Origin of the sequence: Streptomyces africanus (assembly GCF_002150735.1) — a bacterium.
GTDB lineage: Bacteria > Actinomycetota > Actinomycetes > Streptomycetales > Streptomycetaceae > Streptomyces > Streptomyces africanus.
In genome coordinates this window covers 1-21,274 of record NZ_MUKA01000190.1, presented here as the reverse complement: position 1 = coordinate 21,274, position 21,274 = coordinate 1, and the positions used below count along the sequence as shown (strand labels likewise).

At 72.4% G+C, this 21,274-nt stretch carries 19 protein-coding genes; 11 read left to right on the top strand and 8 right to left on the bottom strand.

Annotated features, from left to right (window positions below; genetic code table 11):
• From CCL05_RS22885 to CCL05_RS22870, 4 genes are all read right to left on the bottom strand, one after another.
• Nucleotides 1–1,433 (bottom strand): serine/threonine protein kinase (locus CCL05_RS22885; RefSeq protein ID WP_341868279.1); only part of this gene is annotated, 1,433 nt, incomplete at its 3' end.
• Nucleotides 1,434–1,571: 138 nt separating this feature from the next.
• On the bottom strand, nt 1,572–3,134 hold the full coding sequence (locus CCL05_RS22880) for a protein kinase domain-containing protein (RefSeq protein ID WP_086562357.1): 1,563 nt from the start codon (nt 3,132–3,134) through the stop codon (nt 1,572–1,574).
• Nucleotides 3,131–3,880 (bottom strand): FHA domain-containing protein, encoded by a 750-nt coding sequence (locus tag CCL05_RS22875; protein ID WP_086562356.1) that lies wholly within the window; start codon nt 3,878–3,880, stop codon nt 3,131–3,133. The genes CCL05_RS22880 and CCL05_RS22875 overlap by 4 nt, the downstream gene beginning before the upstream one ends.
• 131 nt (nt 3,881–4,011) lie before the next feature.
• Nucleotides 4,012–4,593 carry a hypothetical protein gene (locus CCL05_RS22870; protein ID WP_086562355.1) on the bottom strand — a complete coding sequence of 194 codons (582 nt, stop codon included), beginning with the start codon at nt 4,591–4,593 and terminating at the stop codon, nt 4,012–4,014.
• 275 nt (nt 4,594–4,868) lie between these two features.
• Here CCL05_RS22870 and CCL05_RS22865 point away from each other — a divergent pair, with 275 nt between their 5' ends.
• The 4 genes from CCL05_RS22865 to CCL05_RS22850 all read left to right on the top strand — a co-directional run bounded on the left by CCL05_RS22865 (nt 4,869) and on the right by CCL05_RS22850 (nt 9,571).
• Complete coding sequence (locus CCL05_RS22865) at nt 4,869–5,723, top strand: bifunctional methylenetetrahydrofolate dehydrogenase/methenyltetrahydrofolate cyclohydrolase (RefSeq protein WP_086562354.1); 855 nt, start codon at nt 4,869–4,871, stop codon at nt 5,721–5,723.
• Nucleotides 5,713–6,303, top strand: a complete 591-nt coding sequence (locus CCL05_RS22860) for a DUF3017 domain-containing protein (protein WP_086562353.1) — start codon at nt 5,713–5,715, stop codon at nt 6,301–6,303. The genes CCL05_RS22865 and CCL05_RS22860 overlap by 11 nt, the downstream gene beginning before the upstream one ends.
• A gap of 384 nt (nt 6,304–6,687) precedes the next feature.
• Nucleotides 6,688–7,932 carry a helix-turn-helix domain-containing protein gene (locus CCL05_RS22855; RefSeq protein ID WP_086562352.1) on the top strand — a complete coding sequence of 415 codons (1,245 nt, stop codon included), beginning with the start codon at nt 6,688–6,690 and terminating at the stop codon, nt 7,930–7,932.
• 649 nt (nt 7,933–8,581) lie between these two features.
• A complete protein-coding gene (locus tag CCL05_RS22850; RefSeq protein ID WP_086562351.1) occupies nt 8,582–9,571 on the top strand; it encodes a malate dehydrogenase in 990 nt (329 codons plus the stop codon).
• On the opposite strand, the gene CCL05_RS22845 is transcribed toward CCL05_RS22850, so the two are convergent.
• On the bottom strand, nt 9,564–10,994 hold the full coding sequence (locus tag CCL05_RS22845; RefSeq protein ID WP_086562350.1) for an MFS transporter: 1,431 nt from the start codon (nt 10,992–10,994) through the stop codon (nt 9,564–9,566). The genes CCL05_RS22850 and CCL05_RS22845 overlap by 8 nt on opposite strands.
• A gap of 93 nt (nt 10,995–11,087) precedes the next feature.
• On the opposite strand from CCL05_RS22845, the gene CCL05_RS22840 reads away from it, so the two are divergent.
• The 6 genes from CCL05_RS22840 (at nt 11,088) to CCL05_RS22815 (ending at nt 19,325) form a co-directional block, all read left to right on the top strand.
• Complete coding sequence (locus CCL05_RS22840) at nt 11,088–12,008, top strand: LysR family transcriptional regulator (protein ID WP_086562349.1); 921 nt, start codon at nt 11,088–11,090, stop codon at nt 12,006–12,008.
• A 182-nt stretch (nt 12,009–12,190) separates the two neighbouring features.
• Complete coding sequence (locus CCL05_RS22835) at nt 12,191–13,711, top strand: aldehyde dehydrogenase family protein (protein ID WP_086562348.1); 1,521 nt, start codon at nt 12,191–12,193, stop codon at nt 13,709–13,711.
• 74 nt (nt 13,712–13,785) lie between these two features.
• Nucleotides 13,786–15,315 carry a GMC family oxidoreductase gene (locus CCL05_RS22830; protein ID WP_086562347.1) on the top strand — a complete coding sequence of 510 codons (1,530 nt, stop codon included), beginning with the start codon at nt 13,786–13,788 and terminating at the stop codon, nt 15,313–15,315.
• 32 nt (nt 15,316–15,347) lie between these two features.
• Nucleotides 15,348–16,418 carry a quaternary amine ABC transporter ATP-binding protein gene (locus CCL05_RS22825; protein WP_086562358.1) on the top strand — a complete coding sequence of 357 codons (1,071 nt, stop codon included), beginning with the start codon at nt 15,348–15,350 and terminating at the stop codon, nt 16,416–16,418.
• On the top strand, nt 16,418–18,367 hold the full coding sequence (locus tag CCL05_RS22820; RefSeq protein ID WP_086562346.1) for an ABC transporter permease: 1,950 nt from the start codon (nt 16,418–16,420) through the stop codon (nt 18,365–18,367). Before CCL05_RS22825 ends, CCL05_RS22820 begins: the two co-directional genes overlap by 1 nt.
• A 1-nt stretch (nt 18,368) precedes the next feature.
• Entirely contained in the window at nt 18,369–19,325 is a 957-nt protein-coding gene (locus tag CCL05_RS22815; protein ID WP_086562345.1) for an ABC transporter substrate-binding protein, read from the top strand.
• 6 nt (nt 19,326–19,331) lie between these two features.
• Here CCL05_RS22815 and CCL05_RS22810 read toward each other — a convergent pair whose 3' ends face one another.
• The 3 genes from CCL05_RS22810 to CCL05_RS22800 are packed head-to-tail and all read right to left on the bottom strand — an operon-like array spanning nt 19,332 to nt 21,012.
• Nucleotides 19,332–20,051 carry an isocitrate lyase/PEP mutase family protein gene (locus CCL05_RS22810; protein ID WP_086562344.1) on the bottom strand — a complete coding sequence of 240 codons (720 nt, stop codon included), beginning with the start codon at nt 20,049–20,051 and terminating at the stop codon, nt 19,332–19,334.
• Nucleotides 20,048–20,494 (bottom strand): carboxymuconolactone decarboxylase family protein, encoded by a 447-nt coding sequence (locus tag CCL05_RS22805; protein WP_086562343.1) that lies wholly within the window; start codon nt 20,492–20,494, stop codon nt 20,048–20,050. The genes CCL05_RS22810 and CCL05_RS22805 overlap by 4 nt, the downstream gene beginning before the upstream one ends.
• The gene (locus tag CCL05_RS22800; protein WP_086562342.1) at nt 20,491–21,012 is read right to left on the bottom strand and encodes a carboxymuconolactone decarboxylase family protein; all 522 of its coding nucleotides are present in this window, start codon (nt 21,010–21,012) and stop codon (nt 20,491–20,493) included. The genes CCL05_RS22805 and CCL05_RS22800 overlap by 4 nt, the downstream gene beginning before the upstream one ends.
• 47 nt (nt 21,013–21,059) lie before the next feature.
• Here CCL05_RS22800 and CCL05_RS22795 point away from each other — a divergent pair.
• Nucleotides 21,060–21,274: GntR family transcriptional regulator (locus tag CCL05_RS22795; protein WP_143589933.1), on the top strand; the 215-nt coding region annotated here is incomplete at its 3' end.

Here is a 21,274-nt window from a genome sequence, read left to right as displayed (position 1 = left end):
CACGGGGGCCTGGCCGGGGCGGTCGGCGTCTTCGGCGGTTGCGTGGCCGAGGGCCGGGGCTTCGTCGTCTCCGGCGGGGGAGCGGGGGCGGTGGTACGGGTGTCGTCGCCCGAGGGGCTGGGCGAAGGGCCCGGCGTCGTCCCCTCGCTCTGCGGGGCCCGCGTGGACGGTGTGGGGGAATCCGGGCGGTCGAAGTCCGGCTGGGACGTCCGGTCGTCACCGTCCCCGGACGTACGGGCCGTGGGGGCGGCTGAGCCGCTGTCGCCCGCCGACGAGGGGCGGGTGGCCAGAAAGGCCGTCAGGGCGAGGGCGCACACGGTGAGTACGGCGGCGAGGGTGACGTACGGCCTCAGCCGCCGCCGGGCGGGACGTTCGGCCGACGGTGCCGCCACCGGCGTACTCCCCGCTCCCGGCGGCCCGAAGCCCGGCTGCCCCGCCGCCGGTACACCGGGTAACCGCGCCGCTCCGGGCGGCGCGAACCCCGGCATCGCAGCCACCGCCGGACGCACGCGCGGCGGTGGTAACGGACTGTCCTTCAGCACCTCGTACGCCTGCTGCCGGGCCAGGATGCGGCTGCCGAGCGGCTCCTGCCAGGAGGCGGACCGGGGCTGGGCCGAGGCCGCGTCGACCAGGTCCTGGGGGCCGGGGCGCAGGGCCGGGTCCTTGGAGAGGCATGCCGTGAGGAGGTCGGCCAGGACCGGGTCGCCCGTCCGCACCTCGGACATGACCTTCGCGTTCGGCTCCTCCGAGGCGATGCGGTGCAGGACGTCCACCCCGGTGCCGTCGCCGAAGGGGGCGTGTCCGGTGACCGCGTGGACGACCGTGCTCGCGAAACAGAACACGTCGGAGGCCGTGTCGCAGCGGCCGTCCCTGAGGTACTCGGGGGACATGAAGGCGGGGGTGCCGACGCGGTTGCCGGTCATGGTGATCGCGCTGGCGTCGACGGCCCGGGCGATGCCGAAGTCGACGACGTGTGCGCCCTGCCGGGTCAGGAGAACGTTGGAGGGCTTGACGTCCCGGTGCACGATCCCGGTCGCGGCCAGCGCGCCGAGCGCCCGCCCGAGATCGGCCACCAGCCGCCAGGCGTCCTCGGGTGGCAGGACGCCGCAATCCCGCACGGCCTCCGCCAGGTTGAGACCGGGTAAGTACACCGTCGCCATCCACAGCAGCTCGCTGTCCGGCTCGAAGCCCGTGCCCAGCAACTCGGGCGTGTAGGGCGCGCCCACGCGCGCGTGCACGGTGGCCTCCCGCTCGAACCGCCGCCGGAAGGGCGTGTCCTCGGCGTACTCGGGCCGGATGACCTTCACCGCGGCGAGCCCGGGCGTCCCGTCCCCGTGCCGCGCCAGATAGACCCGGCCCATGCCACCCCTGCCGAGCAGCCCCAGCGGTACGTACGGTCCGACCCGCACCGGATCGGCGGGTCGCAGCGGCACGCACCCGGTCTGTGCTAAGGCGGCGTCTGACATGGATCCCCCGGCTGTGGTCCTGGCAGCGATGCCGGAAACGGTACCGGAGCAGTCCCGCCGGCCTGACGTGCCCCGCGCCCCGGGAGTACCTGTGAACTCTGAGGGTCACTTCCTCGCGGCCGGGGTGTACTCCTTGAGGTAGTGGGCGACGCGGGCGGCGTAGTCGCGGTACTTCGGGGGAACGCCGCCCGCGTTGTTCACGCTCTTGTACGACGTCCGGTACGCGGCGGCGACCAGCACCCGGCGGTCGCCGCGCAGGCCGGCCTCCAGGCGCGGTTCGGCGAAGCACAGGTAGCGGGCCATGGCCGGGATGGACTCGGCGGGGGTGAGCGGCGGCCTGGGGGTCTCCTTCGCGGGGACGCCGTCGGCGCGGATCCACCAGCGCAGGATGCTCGGGGTCCAGCGGGCGATGCCGTACTCGCCCTCCTCGCCCGCGTCCGGGTCGGAGAGACCGGGATCGAAGTCGCTCTCCACCTTCAGCATCGCGGCGACGAGCGCCGGGGTGATCTCCGGCTGGACGCAGTCGTGGGCCGAGTCGACGATGAGCCGCCGGTAGGCGACCGGGACGCCCTTGTCGGTGCGCAGTTCGGAGGCGCCGTAGCCGGCGGGGGTCACCTTGCGGGTCTCGCCGGTCTTGCTCCCGCCGTCGTCGCCGGGACCGGCCCAGGTGGCGACGCCGTAGCCGAGGGCGGCGACGGCGGCACCGGCCGCCAGGACCGCGATGCGGCGGGAGGGGCGGCGGGCCGGGCGCAGGCGGGGCAGGCGGAAGGAGCGGTGCCCGGTGCCGGCGGCCGCCCGGACGCGGTCGAGCAGGGCCTCGCCACAGACGCGGTCCTGGTGGGTGCGGGTCAGGCAGGCGGAGATGATCTGCCGCCAGTCGTCGGGCAGTTCGGGCGACAGACGCAGCTCGTCGGTGCCTCGGGCGTAGGCGGCGGCAGCGTCGCGGCGGGCCGTCACCGTCGCGCCGGGCAGCGGGAAGGAGCCGGTGAGGACGAGGTGCGCGAGGACACCGAAGGCCCAGACGTCGGCCGACGGGCGGATTCGGCGGCCCCGTTCGCCGATCTCGGTCCACAGGAGCTCGGGCGGGGTGTAGTCGGGGGTGGAGAAGGCCGGGGTGTAGGCGTGGGTGCCCTCCAGCTCGGCGGCCATGTTGAAGTCGGCGAGGCGGACCGAACCGTCGTCCATCAGCAGCACGTTGGCCGGCTTCAGGTCGCCGTGCACCCAGCCGGCGCCGTGCAACTGGGCCAGGCCCTCGCAGATCTGCGCGAGCAGTGCGGGACCGGCCTCGGGCCGGGGCTCCGCGGTCAGCAGGGCGGACAGGGAGCCCTCGGCCCGCTCCAGGACGAGGACGGTGGCGCCGTCCAGCTCCGGCCGGTCCGGGTCGTCGACCGTCAGCGTCTCGTACATCCGCACCAGGCGCGGCTGTCTCAGCCGCCGGTACAGCTCGACCTCCCGCTCGACCAGCTCGCGCAGATGGGTCAGCCGGCGGGGCGTGGCCGTGCCCGTGGGCAGGAACTTCAGGGCGGCCGTCCGGGGCAGCCGTGTGCTCTCCCCGGTGCGCCGGGCCGCGTACACACTGCCGAAGGCGCCGGTCGCGAGGGGCTCGCGCACCTCCCAGACGCCGACCCGGTAACCCTTCGGCACCGCGACGGCGTAGGGCTCGGTCACCGGCTCACCCGGCCCGGCGACGGGCCTGCCAGGACGGTCAGGTCGTCCTCGCGGACCAGGTCGAAGCGGAGCGCCAGGGAGACCAGGGACTCCTTCTTGCCGTTGAGCCGCGGGCCGGTGTCCGCGCTCTGCGGGCCCGGCTTGAGGCGCAGTTTCACGGCGAGGTAGTCGATGTTCCACTGCACCGAGGTGCGGGACGCGGCCGGCCAGGTGGGGCGCAGGCGGTCGGCGACCTGGTCGACGGTGGGCAGCGGGGCGTGCGGGGCGCCGCGCAGGCGCGGTTCGCACAGGGCGGCCAGGACCGCGAAGTAGCGCTTGGTGCGGTCGAGGGAGAAGGCCGGTGCGGTCGTGGCGCCGTCGAGGGCGCCCGGGCCGCTCAGGTAGTCGTGGCGCGGCGCCCACACCTGGAGGGCCAGCAGGTCGCCGGCGGCGGGCAGCACGATCCGCGAGAACTCGAAGGGGATCGGCGCCTCCAGCCGCCCGGGCGCGATCTTGGTGTGCTCGCCCGCGCCCTCCGGGTTCTCCACCACGTAGGTCTGTTCGCGGCTGAGGTTGCTGAGGATCCAGAAGGCGCCCTGCGCGGTGATCTCACCGGCCCGGCGGGAGACTCCGTCGTGGCTGATGCACAGGTCGTTGCCGTGCGCGGAGCGGCCGAACGTGAGGCGTTCGCCGGGCGCGAGTCTGATCTGGCCGAGGTTTCGCTCGTCCTCCGTGGTCGGCGGAGGTACCACGATGATGCTGTACAAGGTGCTCTCCCGTGCCTGACAGCTATGGACGTCAGACTAGGGCGACGCACCAGGGCCGTGCCCCCCTCGAACGGGTGAGACACGGCCCTTGGATGTGATGGGCGCGAACTGGTCCGCCCGCCGGGGTCCGTTCAGTAACGGGGGCGGTTGAACCAGGCCTTGCCGTTCGCGTTGCCGACGAACACCGCGACCAGGATGGCCAGGACGGTGTGCACCAGGCCCACGAGGATGAACGGGTAGATGCCGAGGACGGCGGTGATGATGGCGAAGACCAGGATCGTGACGCGGGCGCCGTTGCCGCCGTTCTTGAACTTGGTCGCCAGGACGGCCGCGAACACCAGCCAGGCCAGGCCGAACACCACGTAGCCCCAGATCACGCCGGTCGACTGGCCGACCAGGTCCTGGAAAGCGGTGTTGTCCCTGAGGGACTCGTCGTCCTTCGCGGCGTTGAGGGCCGCGGCGGCGAAGGCGAAGAACGCCACGCCGACGACCTGGAGGCCGACGATGACCCACATCATCACGCGGGCCGCGCCCACGGAACCCGGCATCGTCGTCGGCGCGGCGGGACCGCCGTAGGGGGACACCGGAGGGGCCTGCGGGTAGCCGTACCCCGGCGCCTGCCCCTGCTGCTGCGGGTAGCCGTAGCCCTGCTGCGGCTGCTGCGGCTGCCCCTGGGGAGCGCCGTAGGGATTGTTCGGGTCGCCGTAGCTCATGGGGGCTTTCCTCCGTTGGTTCCGAGTGCGGGGACGACGCGTGGCACCGCTACGGAGGAGAGTTCTTCAGACAGCGACCGTCCCCCCGTTGAGCTGCCCGCGGCACTTGTCAGGTCATCGTTCTTCACCACTGACGGGCTTGTCCAGCCGCATTCCCGATGTGTTGTGCAAGTGCAACATCACTGATCATGGGCGGATACGGGAGGAGGGGCACCGCGGTGCCCGTATTGCGGCCGGATTGGAACCGTGGGCGGGTCATCCGCGAGGATGGGGTCATGACCGCCCAGATTCTCGATGGCAAGGCCACCGCAGCCGCGATCAAGTCCGATCTGACCGCCCGCGTGGCGGCGCTGAAGGAGAAGGGCGTCACGCCCGGCCTCGGCACGATCCTGGTCGGGGACGACCCCGGCAGCCAGAAGTACGTCGCCGGCAAGCACCGTGACTGTGCGCAGGTCGGCATCGCCTCCATCCAGCGCGAGCTGCCGGCCACGGCGACGCAGGAGGAGATCGAGGCGGCCGTCCGCGAGCTGAACGAGGACCCGGCCTGCACGGGTTACATCGTGCAACTGCCGCTGCCCAAGGGCATCGACGAGAACCGCATCCTGGAACTGATGGACCCGGACAAGGACGCCGACGGCCTGCACCCGATGAACCTCGGCCGCCTGGTCCTGAACGAGCCGGCCCCGCTGCCCTGCACCCCCAACGGCGTCCTCACCCTGCTCCGCCGCTACGGCGTGGAGATCAAGGGCGCGGAGGTCGTGGTGGTCGGCCGGGGCGTGACCATCGGCCGGCCGATGCCGCTGCTGCTGACCCGCCGCAGCGAGAACGCGACCGTGACCCAGTGCCACACCGGCACGCGTGACCTGTCGGCGCACCTCAAGCGCGCGGACATCATCGTCGCCGCGGCCGGTTCCGCCCATCTGATCCGCGCCGAGGACGTCAAGCCGGGCGCGGCCGTCCTCGACGTCGGCGTCTCCCGCAGCGCCGAGGGCAAGATCGTGGGCGACGTCCACCCCGACGTGGCCGAGGTCGCCGGCTTCATCTCCCCGAACCCCGGCGGAGTCGGCCCGATGACCCGTGCCCAGCTGCTCGTCAACGTGGTCGAGGCGGCGGAGCGCAGTGCCGGCTGAACGGAACGCGGGGAGCGCGGGCAGCGCCTCGGAGGCCGGGAGCGCGGAGAGCGCGCAGGCCGTGCGGGGTGAGCCGGACGCGCCCGGTGCGTTCGATGGTGACGCCGATGCCGTGGTGCGCGACGAGGACGGCGATCTCACCGTCCGGGATCCCGTCAGTGCCCCCGATGCCGAGGGGCGGCCGCGGCGGGCCACCCGGCGGTTCCCGTTGTTCACCAAGGACACCGCGCGGCCTGAGGGCGGTGGCCGGGCCGCGCCCGGGGACGCGTTCGCGCCGGCGCGGCAGTGGCCCGTCCTCGCCGTGCTGGGGCTGGTCGGGCTCGGGCTGCTGGTGACCTCGTTCGGGCAGTTCCGGCTCGGGACGCTGCTGATCGGCATCGCCCTGCTGGGCGGTGGCGCGCTGCGCTGGCTGCTGCCGGACGTCGGCATGCTCGCCGTCCGCTCCCGGTTCACGGACATCGTCACGTACGGCGTCATGGGCCTGGCGATCGCCCTGCTGGCGATGATGGCGCAGCCGGAACCCTGGCTGCAGATCCCGTTCCTGAAGGACACGCTGCACTTCACGGTCACCAGCGAGTGACGCGACGGCGGTCCGTCCTCTCCCCCGAGGAAGGACGGGCCGCCGCCACGGCCCACCTTCCTGCACGGCGAACGGCCTGTTCAACGGCTGTCCGTGCGCTGTGGCACGGAAGTGACGGTTCCGGTACGTCCGCCGGGAGATTCGGTATGAAGTGGTGCAAGCACGGGGGCGGCGTGGACAATCGGGACGGTCCGGGGTGTATCGCGCGCGGGTCCTGTGCTCCTGTGCGCCCCCCGTCAGGGAACTGAGATCCTGGATGGGCGCATCCCTGTGGGTAGCCAGAACGGGGACTCGGCCGAGGCCGCGGGCGCGCGGGGCGAACAGCGCGGGACATAACAGCACGACCGGGGGGAAGAGGGGGAAGCAATGCCTCGTTGGAGGGCCTTGCCGGATGAGCTCGATCCGCAGATCAGGGAGTTCACCAGCCAGCTGCGCAGGCTCGTGGACCGCAGTGGTCTGAGCATCGCGTCGGTGGCGGACCGCACGGGCTACAGCAAGACGTCGTGGGAGCGCTATCTGAACGGGCGGCTGCTCGCGCCCAAGGGCGCGATCGTGGCGCTGGCCGAGGTCACCGGGACCAACCCGATGCACCTCACCACCATGTGGGAGCTCGCCGAGCGGGCCTGGAGCCGCTCGGAGATGCGGCACGACATGACGATGGAGGCCATCCGGATCTCCCAGGCGCGCGCCGCGCTGGGTGAGTTCGGCGGGCAGGACTTCGGGAGTGCCTCGGCCGGTTCCCAGGGCGACGGCAAGACGGCCTCCGCGGGCGGTGGCGGGACGGCCCGCAGAAGCGGCAGTGCCACGGTGACGCCGGGGATCGCGGGGCCGGCGGGCGTCGCCCCGACCGTGCCGCCGCAGCCGACGGCGCCCGAGGTGCAGGACTCCACCGGCAGTGGCGGGACCGGGGTCAACTCGTGGGGGGTGGCCGGATACCAGGGCCCGTCCCACGGCCGCGGACGCACCGCCGGCACAGGGACCGGCACCACGCCCGGTTCCGGTCCCGGTACCACCCGGATGCCGGGCGTCGGGGCGGACGCGTACGGCACACCACCGCGGGACGCCGTCCCGGCGGGCGCGGGTGCATCCGGCGGCACGGGCGGCTCCGGTGGGCCCGGGGGCTCCGGCAGCGCTGCCGCCAAACGGCGGACGGCGACGTTCGTCGCGGGTGTCGTGGGCGTGCTCGTGGTGATAGCCGGCGCGTTCTACCTCACCGGTGGCGGTGGCGACGACGAGGCCAAGGGCGGCGGCACGTCGCCGGCCCCGAGCACCACCACGAACCAGGAGCTGCCGCCCGGCGTGAAGTGCAGCGGCGCCAGTTGCACGGGCAAGGACGCGGAGAACATGGGGTGCAGTGGTGACCTGGTGACCACGGCCCAGACGGCGACCGTCGGCACGACCGTCGTCGAGGTCCGCTACAGCGAGACCTGCAAGGCGGCCTGGGGCCGTATCACCCAGGCGGCCCAGGGCGACGAGGTCCAGCTCAGCGCGGGCAAGGCGAAGCAGACCGGGAGCATCACGGCCACGGGCGACACGATCGCGTACACCCCGATGGTCGCCGTCAAGAACGCCACCGACGCGAAGGCCTGCGCAACGCTGGCCTCCGGCGAACAGGGCTGCACGGAGTAGGGGGACGCCGCCTGGCACCCGGCGGCGCGCGTGGCTTCAAGGGGTGCGCTTGTCCTCCAGCCGGGCGACCCGGTCGGAGGGGCTGGGTCCGGCCGGGTGGGGCTGGGCCCGGTGGGCGCCCGGCAATCAGCGGTCCGCCTTGTCCCCGGCGGCGTGTGTGGCTTCTGGCCCCCGCCGGGATCCGGTGGTGCTTGCGCGCGTTGGGCTGCCCTGTGACCGGCGGGCGTCCGGCTCACGGCCGGGGCCGGCGGGGCCGGCGAAACGTGGGTTGCCTCGCGCCGGGTCGGGGCCATCGGGCCTGGTCGCAGGGGCCGGGTTCCGGCCCGAGGTCCCGGCAGGGAAAAGGTCGCGGAGGAATTTCGGCGAAGGAGGCATGGGCGGTGCGATCCGGGGCACGCGAACCGTACCCCCACGGGAGTCCGGCCTGGTCGGTTCCCCCCGGCGGCCGCCTTCGTCCTCCTCTCCCGGACGGGCGGCCGCCTTTTCGTACGGGTGTCGGGTGGGTTGTGGGGTGGGCCACACCGACCCGGCCGTGCGGGATCCCGGATGCGCGATAGCCTGACCGCTGGATGGATCTCTTGACGCCAAGAGATCGATCAAACGTCCGGGGCAGGGACGCCCCACCGCCAGCTGTCATACGGAGAACGCCATGACCCGCACTCCCGTGAACGTCACCGTCACCGGCGCGGCCGGCCAGATCGGTTACGCCCTGCTCTTCCGCATCGCCTCCGGTCAGCTGCTCGGCGCGGACGTGCCGGTGAAGCTGCGCCTGCTGGAGATCACGCCCGCGCTGAAGGCGGCGGAGGGCACGGCCATGGAACTGGACGACTGCGCGTTCCCGCTCCTGCAGGGCATCGACATCACGGACGACCCGAACGTCGCCTTCGACGGCACGAACGTGGGCCTGCTCGTCGGCGCCCGCCCCCGCACCAAGGGCATGGAGCGCGGCGACCTGCTGGAGGCCAACGGCGGCATCTTCAAGCCGCAGGGCAAGGCCATCAACGACCACGCCGCGGACGACGTCAAGGTCCTCGTCGTCGGCAACCCGGCCAACACCAACGCCCTCATCGCCCAGGCCGCCGCGCCGGACGTACCCGCCGAGCGGTTCACGGCCATGACCCGCCTGGACCACAACCGCGCCCTGACCCAGCTCGCGAAGAAGACCGGCTCCACGGTCGCCGACATCAAGCGGCTCACCATCTGGGGCAACCACTCCGCCACCCAGTACCCGGACATCTTCCACGCCACGGTCGCCGGCAAGAACGCCGCCGAGGTCGTGAACGACGAGAAGTGGCTGGCCGAGGACTTCATCCCGACCGTCGCCAAGCGCGGTGCCGCGATCATCGAGGCCCGCGGCGCGTCCTCGGCCGCGTCGGCCGCGAACGCCGCCATCGACCACGTGTACAGCTGGGTCAACGGCACCGCCGACGGCGACTGGGTTTCGATGGGTATTCCGTCGGACGGTTCGTACGGCGTCCCGGAGGGCCTGATCTCCTCCTTCCCGGTCACCACCAAGGACGGCACGTACGAGATCGTCCAGGGCCTGGAGATCAACGAGTTCTCCCGCGCCCGGATCGACGCCTCCGTCAAGGAGCTCGAGGAGGAGCGCGAGGCGGTCCGCGGCCTCGGCCTCATCTGACCGGAGTCTCTCCGCGTTCGCGCGCAGGCCCCGTACCGGTTCCGTCCGGTGCGGGGCCTGCGGGCTGTCCGGCGCCCTTCCGCGAGCCCCCGTACCCGGCTACCACCGCCGCCGTGGCCGCCAGGACCAGCAGGGCGACCGTGCGCAGGGCCGGTGCCATGCCCGTGTGGAGGTCGCCATGGGAGGCCAGGACCGTGCCGGTGACCGCGACGCCGAGCGCCGCGCCGATCTCCCGGGCGGCCGTGCCGAGGCCGGAACCGAGGCCCGCCTGGTGGGGCGGCAGGGACGTGACGACGCCCAGGGTCAGCGTCGGCATGCACAGCCCGGTACCCGCCGAGATGACCAGCAGCCAACAGGCGTAGATCGCGTAGGGCGTGCCCGCGCCGGCCGTCGACACGCCGAGCAGGCCGAGGCCGATGAGGGCCAGGCCGCCGCCGATGACCGGCCGGGGGTGCGCGGCCCAGCGTGCCGCCAGCCTCGGCACGAGCGCCAGGCCGACGATGAGCGGCACGATGGCGACACCGGTGCGGGCGGGGCCGTAGCCCTTGACGCCCTGGAGGTACTGCGAGTTGAGGTAGAAGAGGGCGAACAGGCCGAAGAAGCCGGTCGCCATGCCGAGGGTGGCCGCGCGCAGCCGGGGCGCCGCGAAGACCGGCGGGTCGAACAGCGGGGTGCGCGAGCGCAGGGCCTGGACCGTGAACAGGGCGATGAGCAGGGCGCCCGCCGCGAACGCGAGCAGGATCCGCGGCGCGCTCCAGCCGTACTCCGGGCCCTCGATGATGCCGAAGAGGACGGTGACCAGCCCGGCGGTGAGGAGCAGGGTGCCGGCCGGGGCGAGGTGGCTGTGCGGGGAACGGTCGGTGCGCGGGGTGGTGACGGCCACGGCGAGGGCGAGCAGCGCGGCCAGCGGGACCATCACGGCGAACAGGGCGCGCCAGGACAGGAACTGGCCGGCCAGACCGCCGCCGAGATTGCCGGCCAGCCCGCCGAGGCCGATCGCCAGCGTCCAGGAGGCCATGGCCCGGGCGCGTCCGTGCGGTCCGGCCAGGTGCATCAGGATCGACATCGTCGCCGGTGTGATCAGCGCGGCCCCGGCTCCCGAGACACCGCGCCCGGCGATGAGCAGCGCAGGGTCCCGGGCGAGGGCGCTGAGGGCGGCACCGGCCGCGAACAGGGCGAGCCCGCTGAGCAGGGCGCCTTTGCGGCCGTACCGGTCGCCGAGGGCGCCGGCCGGGATGAGGAGCCCGGCGAAGACGATGACGTACGCGTCGACCGTCCACAGGATCTCGCTGGACGAGGGGTGCAGGGACGACGAACTCAGCTGCGGGATCAGCAGGTTGATGGCGGCGACCATGCTCTGGGCGACCAGGACGCAGGCGCACAGCGCGAGCAGGGTCCGCCGTTTCAGGGCGTGCGAGGGCAAGGCTCCTCCCGGGAGCTCGGTGAAGGGGGGATCGCCTCGTCACCGTAGGCTCGGGTCGTACCCGTACTCCAGTGCAACCTTTGCAAGGGATCGATGCGTGTGACGCAATCAAGCGGCCTGGACCTGAATTTGCTGGTCGCCCTGGACGTGCTGCTGGAGGAGCAGAGCGTCGGCGGTGCGGCGCGGCGGCTGCATCTGTCCGAGCCCGCGATGAGCCGCACCCTGGGCCGGATCCGCAAGGCGCTCGGTGACCCGGTGCTGGTGCGGGCCGGGCGGCGGATGGTGCCGACACCGCGTGCGCTGGCCGTCCGGGCCGAGGTGAGCGCGGTGGTGGAGCGGGCCCGGGCGCTGTTCGCGCCCGCCGACACCGACCTGAGGACGGTGACCCGTACGTTCACCGTCCTCTGTCATGACGCCGTCGCCGCCGCCTGCGGCCCGGACCTCTTCACCCGGGCGGCCCGCGACGCCCCCGGGATCCGCCTCCGCTTCCTCACCGAGAGCCATGTGGACGGGCCCTTCCTGCGCGAGGGCACCGCCGATCTGGAGGTCGGCGTGATCGACACGGTGGCGCCGGAGGTGCGGGTGGAGTCGCTGTACGAGGACCGCATGGTGGGGGTCGTCCGGGCCGGACACCCGCTGCTGGAGGGTGAGTTGACGCCCGAGCGGTTCGCCCTGGAGGCCGATCACCTGACCGTCTCCCGGCGGGGGAAGCTGCACGGGCCCGTGGACGAGGCGCTCGCCGAACTCGGGCTGGCCCGGCGGGTGGTGGGGTCGGTGGGCACCTTCCCCGCCTCCCTCTTCGTCCTGCGGGCCACCGACCTGACGGGTCTGATCAACTCCTGGAGCGTGCCGCTGGCGCGGGCCCTGGGCCTGGCCACCTTCGACGTGCCCCTCCGGCTCCCGCCGGTCCGGCTCGGCCTGGCGTGGCACCCGCGCCACGACGCCGACCCCGCGCACGGCTGGCTTCGCGGGGCGGTGCGGGAGATTCTCGCCGCGTGGTCGGACGCCCTCTAGCCGCGTCATCCATCCCGTTTCGCGTCCCCTTTGCCCCTGATTGACCGCATCTCCCGTGACACAGCGCACTTTCGGCCACGGATCGTGCATGCATCGAGGGGAGAGGGGCAGGCGCACTCGGTCTCTTAGTGACACATGTGTGACACAGGGGCGCTGATCAGGAACGGAAGGCGAAAGCGATCATGGCGGAAAGCAACGAACTGCAGGCGCGCAGCACCATCCACGCGGGAGGGGAATGGCGTGCGGCCGTCTCCGGCGCCACGCGCGAGATCCTCGACCCCGCGGACGCCCTGCCGTTCGCCGTGGTCGCGGAGGGTGACGAGAAGGACACCGATCTGGCGATCGCCGCCGCCCGGCGCGCCTTCGACGAGGGGGAGTGGCCGCGAACGCCCGTCGGGGAGCGGGCCGCGCTGCTGCGGCGCGTCGCCGACCTGCTCGTGCGCGACCGCGAGCAGCTCGGGCTGCTGGAGAGCCGGGACGCCGGCAAGACCGTCGAGGAGGGGCGCGTCGACATCGACTGCGTCGCCGACGCCTTCCGGTACTTCGCCGACCTGGTCGCCGGCGAGTCGCCCGGCCGGGTCGTGGACGCCGGCTCGCCCGACATCCACAGCGTCGTCGTGCACGAGCCCATCGGCGTCTGCTCGATGATCACGCCCTGGAACTACCCGCTGCTCCAGGCCAGCTGGAAGATCGCCCCGGCCCTGGCCGCCGGCAACACCTTCGTCATCAAGCCGAGCGAGATCACCCCGATGACGACCATCGCGCTGATCGAGCTGCTCGTCGAGGCCGGACTGCCCGCCGGGGTCGCCAACATCGTCACCGGGCCGGGCCATTCGGTCGGCGCCCGCCTCTCCGAGCACCCCGACGTCGACCTGGTCTCCTTCACCGGCGGCCTGATCAGCGGCACCAAGGTGGCCCAGGCCGCCGCGCCGACCGTGAAGAAGGTCGCCCTCGAACTCGGCGGCAAGAACCCCAATGTGGTCTTCGCCGACGCCTGCGCCACCGACGAGGGCTTCGACACCGCCGTCGACCAGGCCCTCAACGCCGCCTTCATCCACAGCGGCCAGGTCTGCTCGGCCGGCGCCCGCCTCATCATCGAGGAGTCCGTGCGCGACCGTTTCGTCGCCGAACTCGCCCGCAGGGCCGAGAAGATCCGCCTCGGCCGCGGCACCGAGAACGGCGTCGAGTGCGGCCCGCTGGTCTCCGAGCAGCAGCGCGACAAGGTCGAGATGTACGTCGAGTCCGCCCTGAAGGAGGGCGCGGTGCTGCGCTCCGGCGGCAAGCGCCCGGCGCCCTCCCCGCAGCGACCGGAGAACGGCTACTTCTACGAGCCGACCGTCCTCGACCACTGCCACCGCGAGATGCGCGTCGTACGGGAGGAGGTCTTCGGGCCGGTCGTCACCGTCGAGACCTTCCGCACCGAGGACGAGGCCGTCGCCCTCGCCAACGACACCGAGTACGGCCTCGCGGGCGGTGTCTGGACCACGGACGCGGGCCGCGCCCGGCGCGTGGCAGGCCGGCTGCGGCACGGCACGATCTGGATCAACGACTTCCACCCCTACCTGCCGCAGGCGGAATGGGGCGGTTTCGGCAAGAGCGGAGTGGGCCGCGAACTCGGCCCGGCCGGACTCGCCGAGTACCGCGAGACCAAGCACGTCTACCAGAACCTCGCGCCGAAGCCGGTGCGCTGGTTCGCGGGCTGACCTCCCCGCGCCCCCACCCTCCGAGCCCGGTCCCTTCGTCCCCTCTGGTCCATCCCCTCTGGAGCAAGCACGTTATGTCCCACAACCATGAGTACGACTATGTCGTGATAGGCGGCGGAACAGCCGGTTCCGTCATTGCCTCCCGCCTGACCGAGAACCCCGACGTCTCCGTCGCCGTCATCGAGGGCGGCCCCAGCGACGTCGGCCGCGACGACGTGCTGACCCTGCGCCGCTGGATGGGCCTGCTGGGCGGCGAGCTCGACTACGACTACCCCACCACCGAGCAGCCACGCGGAAACTCGCATATCCGGCACAGCCGGGCCCGCGTGCTGGGCGGCTGTTCCTCGCACAACACGCTGATCGCGTTCAAACCGCTGCCCGCCGACTGGGACGAGTGGGAGGCCGCCGGCGCCAAGGGCTGGGGCGCGGTGCAGATGGAGGCGTACTTCGCGCGGCTGCTCAACAACATCGTCCCGGTCGACGAGCAGGACCGGAACGCCATCGCCCGCGACTTCGTCGACGCGGCGCAGGAGGCGCTCGGCGTGCCGCGCGTGGAGGGCTTCAACCAGAAGCCGTTCACCGAGGGCGTCGGCTTCTTCGACCTCGCCTACCACCCCGAGAACAACAAGCGGTCCTCGGCGTCGGTGGCGTATCTGCACCCGGTGATGGACGAGCGCCCCAACCTCACGATCCTGCTGGAGACCTGGGCGTACCAGCTGGAGCTGGACGGCAACCGCGCCACGGGCGTGCACGTGCGCACCAAGGACGGCGAGGAGATCCTCGTCAGGGCCCGGGGCGAGGTCCTGCTGTGCGCCGGCGCCGTCGACTCGCCCCGGCTGCTGATGCACTCCGGCATCGGCCCGAAGGCGGATCTGGAGAAGCTCGGCATCCCCGTCACGCACGACCTGCCGGGCGTCGGCGAGAACCTGCTCGACCACCCCGAGTCGGTCATCGTGTGGGAGACCAACGGCCCCATCCCGGAGAACTCCGCGATGGACTCGGACGCGGGCCTGTTCGTGCGCCGCGACCCCGAACTGCCGCACCCCGACCTGATGTTCCACTTCTACCAGATCCCGTTCACGGACAACCCGGAGCGACTGGGCTACCAGCGGCCGGAGTTCGGCGTCTCGATGACCCCGAACATCCCCAAGCCGAAGAGCCGCGGCCGGCTCTACCTGACGAGCGCCGACCCCGAGGTCAAGCCCGCCCTGGACTTCCGCTACTTCACCGACGAGGACGACTACGACGGCCGCACCCTCGTCGACGGCATCAAGATCGCCCGCGAGATCGCCAAGACCGAACCGCTGGCCGGCTGGCTCAAGCGCGAGGTCGCCCCCGGCCCGGACGTCACCGGCGACGAGGAGCTCGGCGAGTACGCCCGCAAGGTCGCCCACACCGTCTACCACCCCGCCGGCACCTGCAAGATGGGCGACGCCGACGACCGGCTGGCCGTCGTCGACCCCGAGCTGCGCATCCGCGGCCTGGAGGGCATCCGCATCGCCGATGCCTCCGTGTTCCCCACCATGACCACCGTGAACCCGATGATCGGCGTGCTCATGGTCGGGGAGCGTGCCGCCGAGCTGATCGGTGGTGGTGCGAAGTGACCGCGACCCTCGAACCCCCCACGGAGCAGACCATGGACACGACCCCCGTCTTCTCGGTGGAGGGCCTGTGGAAGGTGTTCGGCCCCAAGGCCGACCGCGTTCCGGGCGACCCCGAGCTCACCGCCCTCGACCCCGCCGAGCTGCGCGAGCGCACCGGCTGCACGGCCGCCGTCCGGGACGTCAGCTTCGACGTGCGCAAGGGCGAGGTCTTCGTCGTCATGGGCCTGTCCGGCTCCGGCAAGTCCACGCTGGTGCGCTGTCTGACCCGGCTGATCGAGCCGACGGCCGGCACCATCGCCATCGACGGTGAGGACGTCCGCGCCATGGACCGCTCCCGGCTGCGCGAACTGCGCCGCCACCGCGCCGCCATGGTCTTCCAGCACTTCGGCCTGCTGCCGCACCGCACGGTCATCGACAACGTCGCCTATGGCCTGGAGATCCAGGGCATGGGCAAGGCCGAGCGGCGTGAGCGGGCCGCCGAGGTCGTCGCCAAGGTCGGCCTGGAAGGCATGGAGCACCGCCGCCCCGGCCAGCTCTCCGGCGGCCAGCGGCAGCGCGTCGGCCTCGCCCGCGCGCTCGCCGTCGACCCCGAGGTCCTGCTGTTCGACGAGCCGTTCAGCGCGCTCGACCCCCTCATCCGGCGTGAGATGCAGGACGAGGTGGTCCGGCTGCACCACGAGGAGGGCCGCACCATGGTCTTCATCACCCATGACCTCCAGGAGGCCCTCAAGCTGGGCGACCGCATCGCCCTGATGCGCGACGGCCGGGTCGTGCAGCTCGGCACGCCCGAGGAGATCGTCGGCTCGCCCGCCGACGACTACGTCCGCGAGTTCGTCCGGGACGTCCCGCGCGAGCAGGTCATGACCGTCCGTACGGCCATGCGCCGCCCGACTGCGGACCAGGACGGCAGCGGACCGGCGGTCCGGCCCGAGGCGACGGTCTCCGAGGCCATCGAGGCGGTCGCCCGCGCCGGCGCACCGGCCCGTGTCATGGACAAGGGCCGCTGCGTGGGCGTGGTCGACTCCGACACGCTGCTCGGTGTCGTCGCCGGTACGGAGCAGCCCGCTCCGCCCGGTACGGAACAGCCCAAGGAGGCGGTCTGATGGCGACGATCACCGCATCCCCGCCCCGTGTCGGCCTGCCCGGTCTCCTCAAGCGCCCCGCTGTCCGCAAGCTTCTCTTCCTGGCCCTCGCGGCGGCGATCCTCGTCCCGCTGGCGAACGCCCGCTGGGCGAGCGGCACCTGGCCGAGCGCCCTGACCGTCGACTTCTCCGAACCGCTCGCCAAGGCCAGCGACTGGATCATCGACAACCGCGACAGCCACCCGCTGTTCCTGTACTTCCTCGGCCACGTCAGCAACGTCGTCGTCATCGCCGTACGGGCCGTCTACCTCACCCTCCTCGCCATCGGCTGGGCGGGCGTCACGGCCCTGGGCGCGCTGGTCGCCTGGCGCGTCGCGGGCGTACGGCTCGCCCTCGGCACGGGCACCGCGTTCCTGGCCTGCGGCCTGCTCGGCATGTGGGTGCCGACCATGCAGACGCTCGCCCTGATGGTCGTCGCCGTCGTCGCGTCGGTCGTGGTGGGCCTGCTGCTCGGGCTCGCCGCCGGGCTGTCCGACCGGATGGACCGCGTCCTGCGCCCCGTCCTGGACACCATGCAGGTACTCCCGGCCTTCGCCTACCTGCTGCCGGTCGTGCTGATCTTCGGTATCGGCGTCCCGGCGGCCGTCCTGGCCACCGTCATCTACGCCGCCCCGCCCATGGCCCGGCTCACCTCGCTCGGGCTGCGCGGCGCCGACAAGGAGGTGCTGGAGGCGGTCCAGTCACTCGGATCCACCGCGCGCCAGCGGCTGCTGACCGCCCGTCTTCCGCTGGCCCGCAAGGAACTCCTCCTCGGCGTCAACCAGACGATCATGATGGCCCTGTCCATGGCCGTCATCGCGGCCGTCATCGGCGCGGGCGGTCTCGGTGACCGCGTCTACCAGGCGCTGGCCTCGGTCGACGTGGGCGCCGCGCTCGCCGCCGGTATCCCGATCGTGCTGCTGGCCGTGGTCCTGGACCGCGTCACGGGCGCGGCGGGGGAGCGGATCGGCGCCGAACCGGAGCCCCGGCGCGGGCTCGGCTGGCTCCTCGCCCTGGCCGGTGTCGTCGCCGTGGCGGTCGCCGGGCGTCTCGCGGGCCGGCTCGACTGGCCCGACTCCTGGGTCGTCGGCATCGCCGAGCCCGTCAACCGCGTCGTCGACTGGATGACCGCGCACCTCTACTCGGGTGTCCCCGTGATCGGCGGCACCGCCGACTGGGCCGGCCACTTCACCACCTGGGTCCTCGACCCGATGCGCGACGGCCTGCAGGGGCTGCCCTGGTGGTCGGTCCTGCTGATCGTCGCCGCCCTGGCCTGGGTGATCGGCACCTGGCGCACCGCGCTGACCGCCGTCCTCGCGATGGCCGCGATCGGCGCGCTCGGCGTCTGGAAGCCGTCCCTCGACACCCTGTCGCAGGTCCTGGCGGCCGTCGTCGTCACCCTCGTCGTCGGCTTCGCCACCGGCATCGCGGCGGCCCGCAGCGACCGTCTGGAACGGCTGCTGCGCCCGGTCCTGGACGTCTTCCAGACGATGCCGCAGTTCGTGTACCTGATCCCGGTCGTCGCCCTGTTCGGCGTCGGCCGCGCCCCGGCCGTCGCGGCCGCGATCGTGTACGCGCTCCCGGCCGTCGTCCGGATCACCACCCAGGGCCTGCGCCAGGTCGACCCGGCCGCGCTGGAGGCCTCCGGCTCGCTCGGCGCGACCAGCTGGCAGCAACTGCGGCAGGTCCAGCTCCCGCTGGCCCGCCCGGCCCTGCTGCTCGCCGTCAACCAGGGCCTCGTCCTGGTCCTCGCCGTCGTCGTCATCGGCGGCCTGGTCGGCGGTGGCGCGCTCGGCTACGACGTCGTCTTCGGGCTCGCCCAGGGCGATCTGGCGACCGGTCTGGTGGCCGGCGCGGCGATCGTCTGCCTCGGCCTGATGCTCGACCGGGTGACCCAGCCCACCGAACGCCGCGTCAAGAAGGGAGCGTGACATGCGATTCCGTACCTCCGCCGCGGTCGCCGCGGTGAGCTCCCTGGCGCTGCTCACCGGCTGCGGTGCCGCCGACATGACCAAGCAGGCCTCGCCCTTCGCCAACGCGCAGGGCGCCAAGACCGTGACCATGTCCGTGCAGTCCTGGGTGGGCGCCCAGGCCAACGTGGCCGTCGCCCAGTACATCCTGGAGCACGAGCTCGGCTACCGCGTCGACACCGTCCAGGTCGACGAGGTGCCCGCCTGGGACGCCCTCAGCCAGGGCCGCGTCGACGCGATCCTGGAGGACTGGGGCCACCCCGAGCAGGAGCAGCGGTACGTCAAGGACAAGAAGACGATCACCGCCGGCGGTGGACTCGGCGTCACCGGCCACATCGGCTGGTTCGTCCCGACGTACCTCGCCAAGCAGCACCCGGACATCACCAACTGGAAGAACCTCAACAAGTACTCCCACCTGTTCCGCACCCCGGAGAGCGGCGACAAGGGCCAGCTGATGGACGGTTCGCCGTCCTACGTCACCAACGACAAGGCGCTGGTGAAGAATCTGAAGCTGGACTACCAGGTGGTGTTCGCCGGGTCCGAGGCCGCGCAGATCACGCAGATGCGGCAGTTCGCCAAGGAGAAGAAGCCCTTCCTCACCTACTGGTACGCGCCCCAGTGGCTCTTCAAGAAGGTCCCGATGACCGAGGTGAAGCTGCCGCCGTACAAGGAGGGCTGCGACGCCGACCCGGAGAAGGTCGCCTGCGCCTATCCGCACACGCCGCTGCAGAAGTACCTGAACTCGGGCTTCGCGAAGAACGGCGGCAAGGCGGCGGCCTTCCTGAAGAAGTTCAAGTGGACGACCGAGGACCAGAACGAGGTCTCCCTGATGATCGCCGACAAGAAGATGACGCCGGAGGACGCGGCGAAGAAGTGGGTGGACAGCCACAAGTCCACGTGGAAGAAGTGGCTGTCCTGACCGTCGCTACGGCCGCAGGCCGGCGGCGATCTCCCGCAGTGCGCGGGCGGCCCGCCGCTGGAGCCCCGGCCCGAAGGTGATCCGGGTGGCCCCTCGCGCGCCGAGTTCGGCGGGCGAGGGGCCCTCGCCCGGCACGGCAAAGATGTTGATCGGCCCCTGGATACCGGCCCGCAGCAGCGGCAGCACCTCCGGTGGCGCCTCGATCGGGTAGACGCAGTCGGCGCCCGCGGCCACGTACGACGCGGCCCGCTCGATGGCCTGCCCGGGATCGGTGACCCCGCAGGCGAAGGTGTCCACGCGGGCGTTGACGAAGAGCCGGCCGCCGGCCGCCTCCCGCACCTCCGCCAGCCAGTCGGCGTGCGCCCGCGGATCCTTGAGCACCCCGTCCACGGAGTCCTCCAGGTTGCAGCCCACCGCCCCGACCTCCAGCAGCCGCTCCACGAGCTCCTTCGGCGCGAGCCCGTAGCCGCCCTCCACGTCCGCCGACACCGGCACGTCGACGGCCCGGACGATCCGGGCGACCGCCGCGAACATCTCGTCGGCGGGGACCTGCCCGTCCTCGTAGCCGAGGGAGGCGGCGACCCCGGCACTGGGCGTGGCGAGCGCCGGGAACCCGGCCTCGGCGAACACCCGGGCGCTGGCCGCGTCCCACGGCCCGGGCAGCACGAGCGGATCCCCCGGCGCCCGGTGCCGGTGGAGGGCGCGGAACGCGTCGGCCTTGCTCATGGCGTGTAACCCCCTGGCGGAATCCGGCGAGCGACCATCACCCGGTTCCAGTTGTTGATGGCGACGACCAGGCCGATCAGATGGGCCAGCCGGACCTCGTCGAAGTGCTTCGCGGCCTGCTCGTAGACCTCGTCCGGCACAAAACCTTCCGTCAGCACGGTCACCGCCTCCGTCAGCGCGAGCGCGGCCCGCTCCCGCTCGTCGAAGACGTCCTCGGCCTCCTCCCAGGCCGCCAGCAGATCGAGCTGCTTCTCGCTCACGCCGTGCTCGCGGGCGAGCGCGAGGTGCATGTCGAGGCAGAACGCGCAGTGGTTGAGCTGCGAGGCGCGGATCACGACGAGTTCGGCCAGGGCCGGGTCGCCGAGGCCCTGCTTGGCGGCCTTGCTGAGCGCGGACATGGCCCGGCCGACCGCAGGGTCCAACAGCCGTGTCCGGGCCGTCACTTGTACTGCCCCGGCTGGTAGTGCCCCGGCGTCATCCGGCAGGTCACCCCGAACCGGTTCCAGGCGTTGATCACCGTGATCGCGGCGATCAGCTGCGCCAGCTCGGCCTCCCCGAAGTGCCGCGCGGCGTTCTCGTACACCTCGTCCGGAACGAAACCGTCCGTCAGGACCGTCACGGCCTCCGTCAGCTCCAGGGCAGCGAGCTCCTTCGCGGTGTAGAAGTGCCGCGACTCGTCCCAGGCGCTGAGCTGCACGATCCGCTCGACGCTCTCGCCCGACGCGAGGGCGTCCTTGGTGTGCATGTCGATGCAGAAGGCGCAGTGGTTGATCTGCGAGGCGCGGATCTTCACCAGCTCGTACAGCTTGTGGTCGAGGCCCTGCCGGGCGGCCGTGTCGAGCCGGATCATGGCCTTGTAGACCTCCGGCGCGTGCTTGGCCCACTCCAGGCGGGCGGGCTGCTCGGCGGCGTACTCCACGGTCGTCGTGCCGGTCGAATCATCGCTGTGCGTCGTCGTCATGCCCTCGACCCTAGGAGGAAAGCAGCCCAGGGGTATGGTCCATTTCCATGGCGGATCAGTGGGCCACTCTGGGCATCGACCTGCACCTGGAGCCGACCGGCCCGGGCCTGCGCCGGGGGCTGACCGACGCCCTGCGCGAGGCGGTGCGCTCCGGCCGGCTGGCCCCCGGCACCCGGCTGCCCTCCTCCCGCGCGCTCGCCGCCGACCTGGGCATCGCCCGCAACACGGTCGCCGACGCCTACGCCGACCTGGTCGCCGAGGG

Bases quoted from the DNA above. Each gene is read 5' to 3' on its own strand.
- CCL05_RS22850 (WP_086562351.1), top strand. From the start codon at position 8,582: ATGACCCGCACTCCCGTGAACGTCACCGTCACCGGCGCGGCCGGCCAG.
- CCL05_RS22810 (WP_086562344.1), bottom strand. From the start codon at position 20,051: ATGAGCAAGGCCGACGCGTTCCGCGCCCTCCACCGGCACCGGGCGCCG.
- CCL05_RS22840 (WP_086562349.1), top strand. From the start codon at position 11,088: ATGCGTGTGACGCAATCAAGCGGCCTGGACCTGAATTTGCTGGTCGCC.
- CCL05_RS22800 (WP_086562342.1), bottom strand. From the start codon at position 21,012: ATGACGACGACGCACAGCGATGATTCGACCGGCACGACGACCGTGGAG.
- CCL05_RS22825 (WP_086562358.1), top strand. From the start codon at position 15,348: ATGGACACGACCCCCGTCTTCTCGGTGGAGGGCCTGTGGAAGGTGTTC.
- CCL05_RS22835 (WP_086562348.1), top strand. From the start codon at position 12,191: ATGGCGGAAAGCAACGAACTGCAGGCGCGCAGCACCATCCACGCGGGA.
- CCL05_RS22820 (WP_086562346.1), top strand. From the start codon at position 16,418: ATGGCGACGATCACCGCATCCCCGCCCCGTGTCGGCCTGCCCGGTCTC.
- CCL05_RS22870 (WP_086562355.1), bottom strand. From the start codon at position 4,593: ATGAGCTACGGCGACCCGAACAATCCCTACGGCGCTCCCCAGGGGCAG.
- CCL05_RS22830 (WP_086562347.1), top strand. From the start codon at position 13,786: ATGTCCCACAACCATGAGTACGACTATGTCGTGATAGGCGGCGGAACA.
- CCL05_RS22865 (WP_086562354.1), top strand. From the start codon at position 4,869: ATGACCGCCCAGATTCTCGATGGCAAGGCCACCGCAGCCGCGATCAAG.
- CCL05_RS22815 (WP_086562345.1), top strand. From the start codon at position 18,369: ATGCGATTCCGTACCTCCGCCGCGGTCGCCGCGGTGAGCTCCCTGGCG.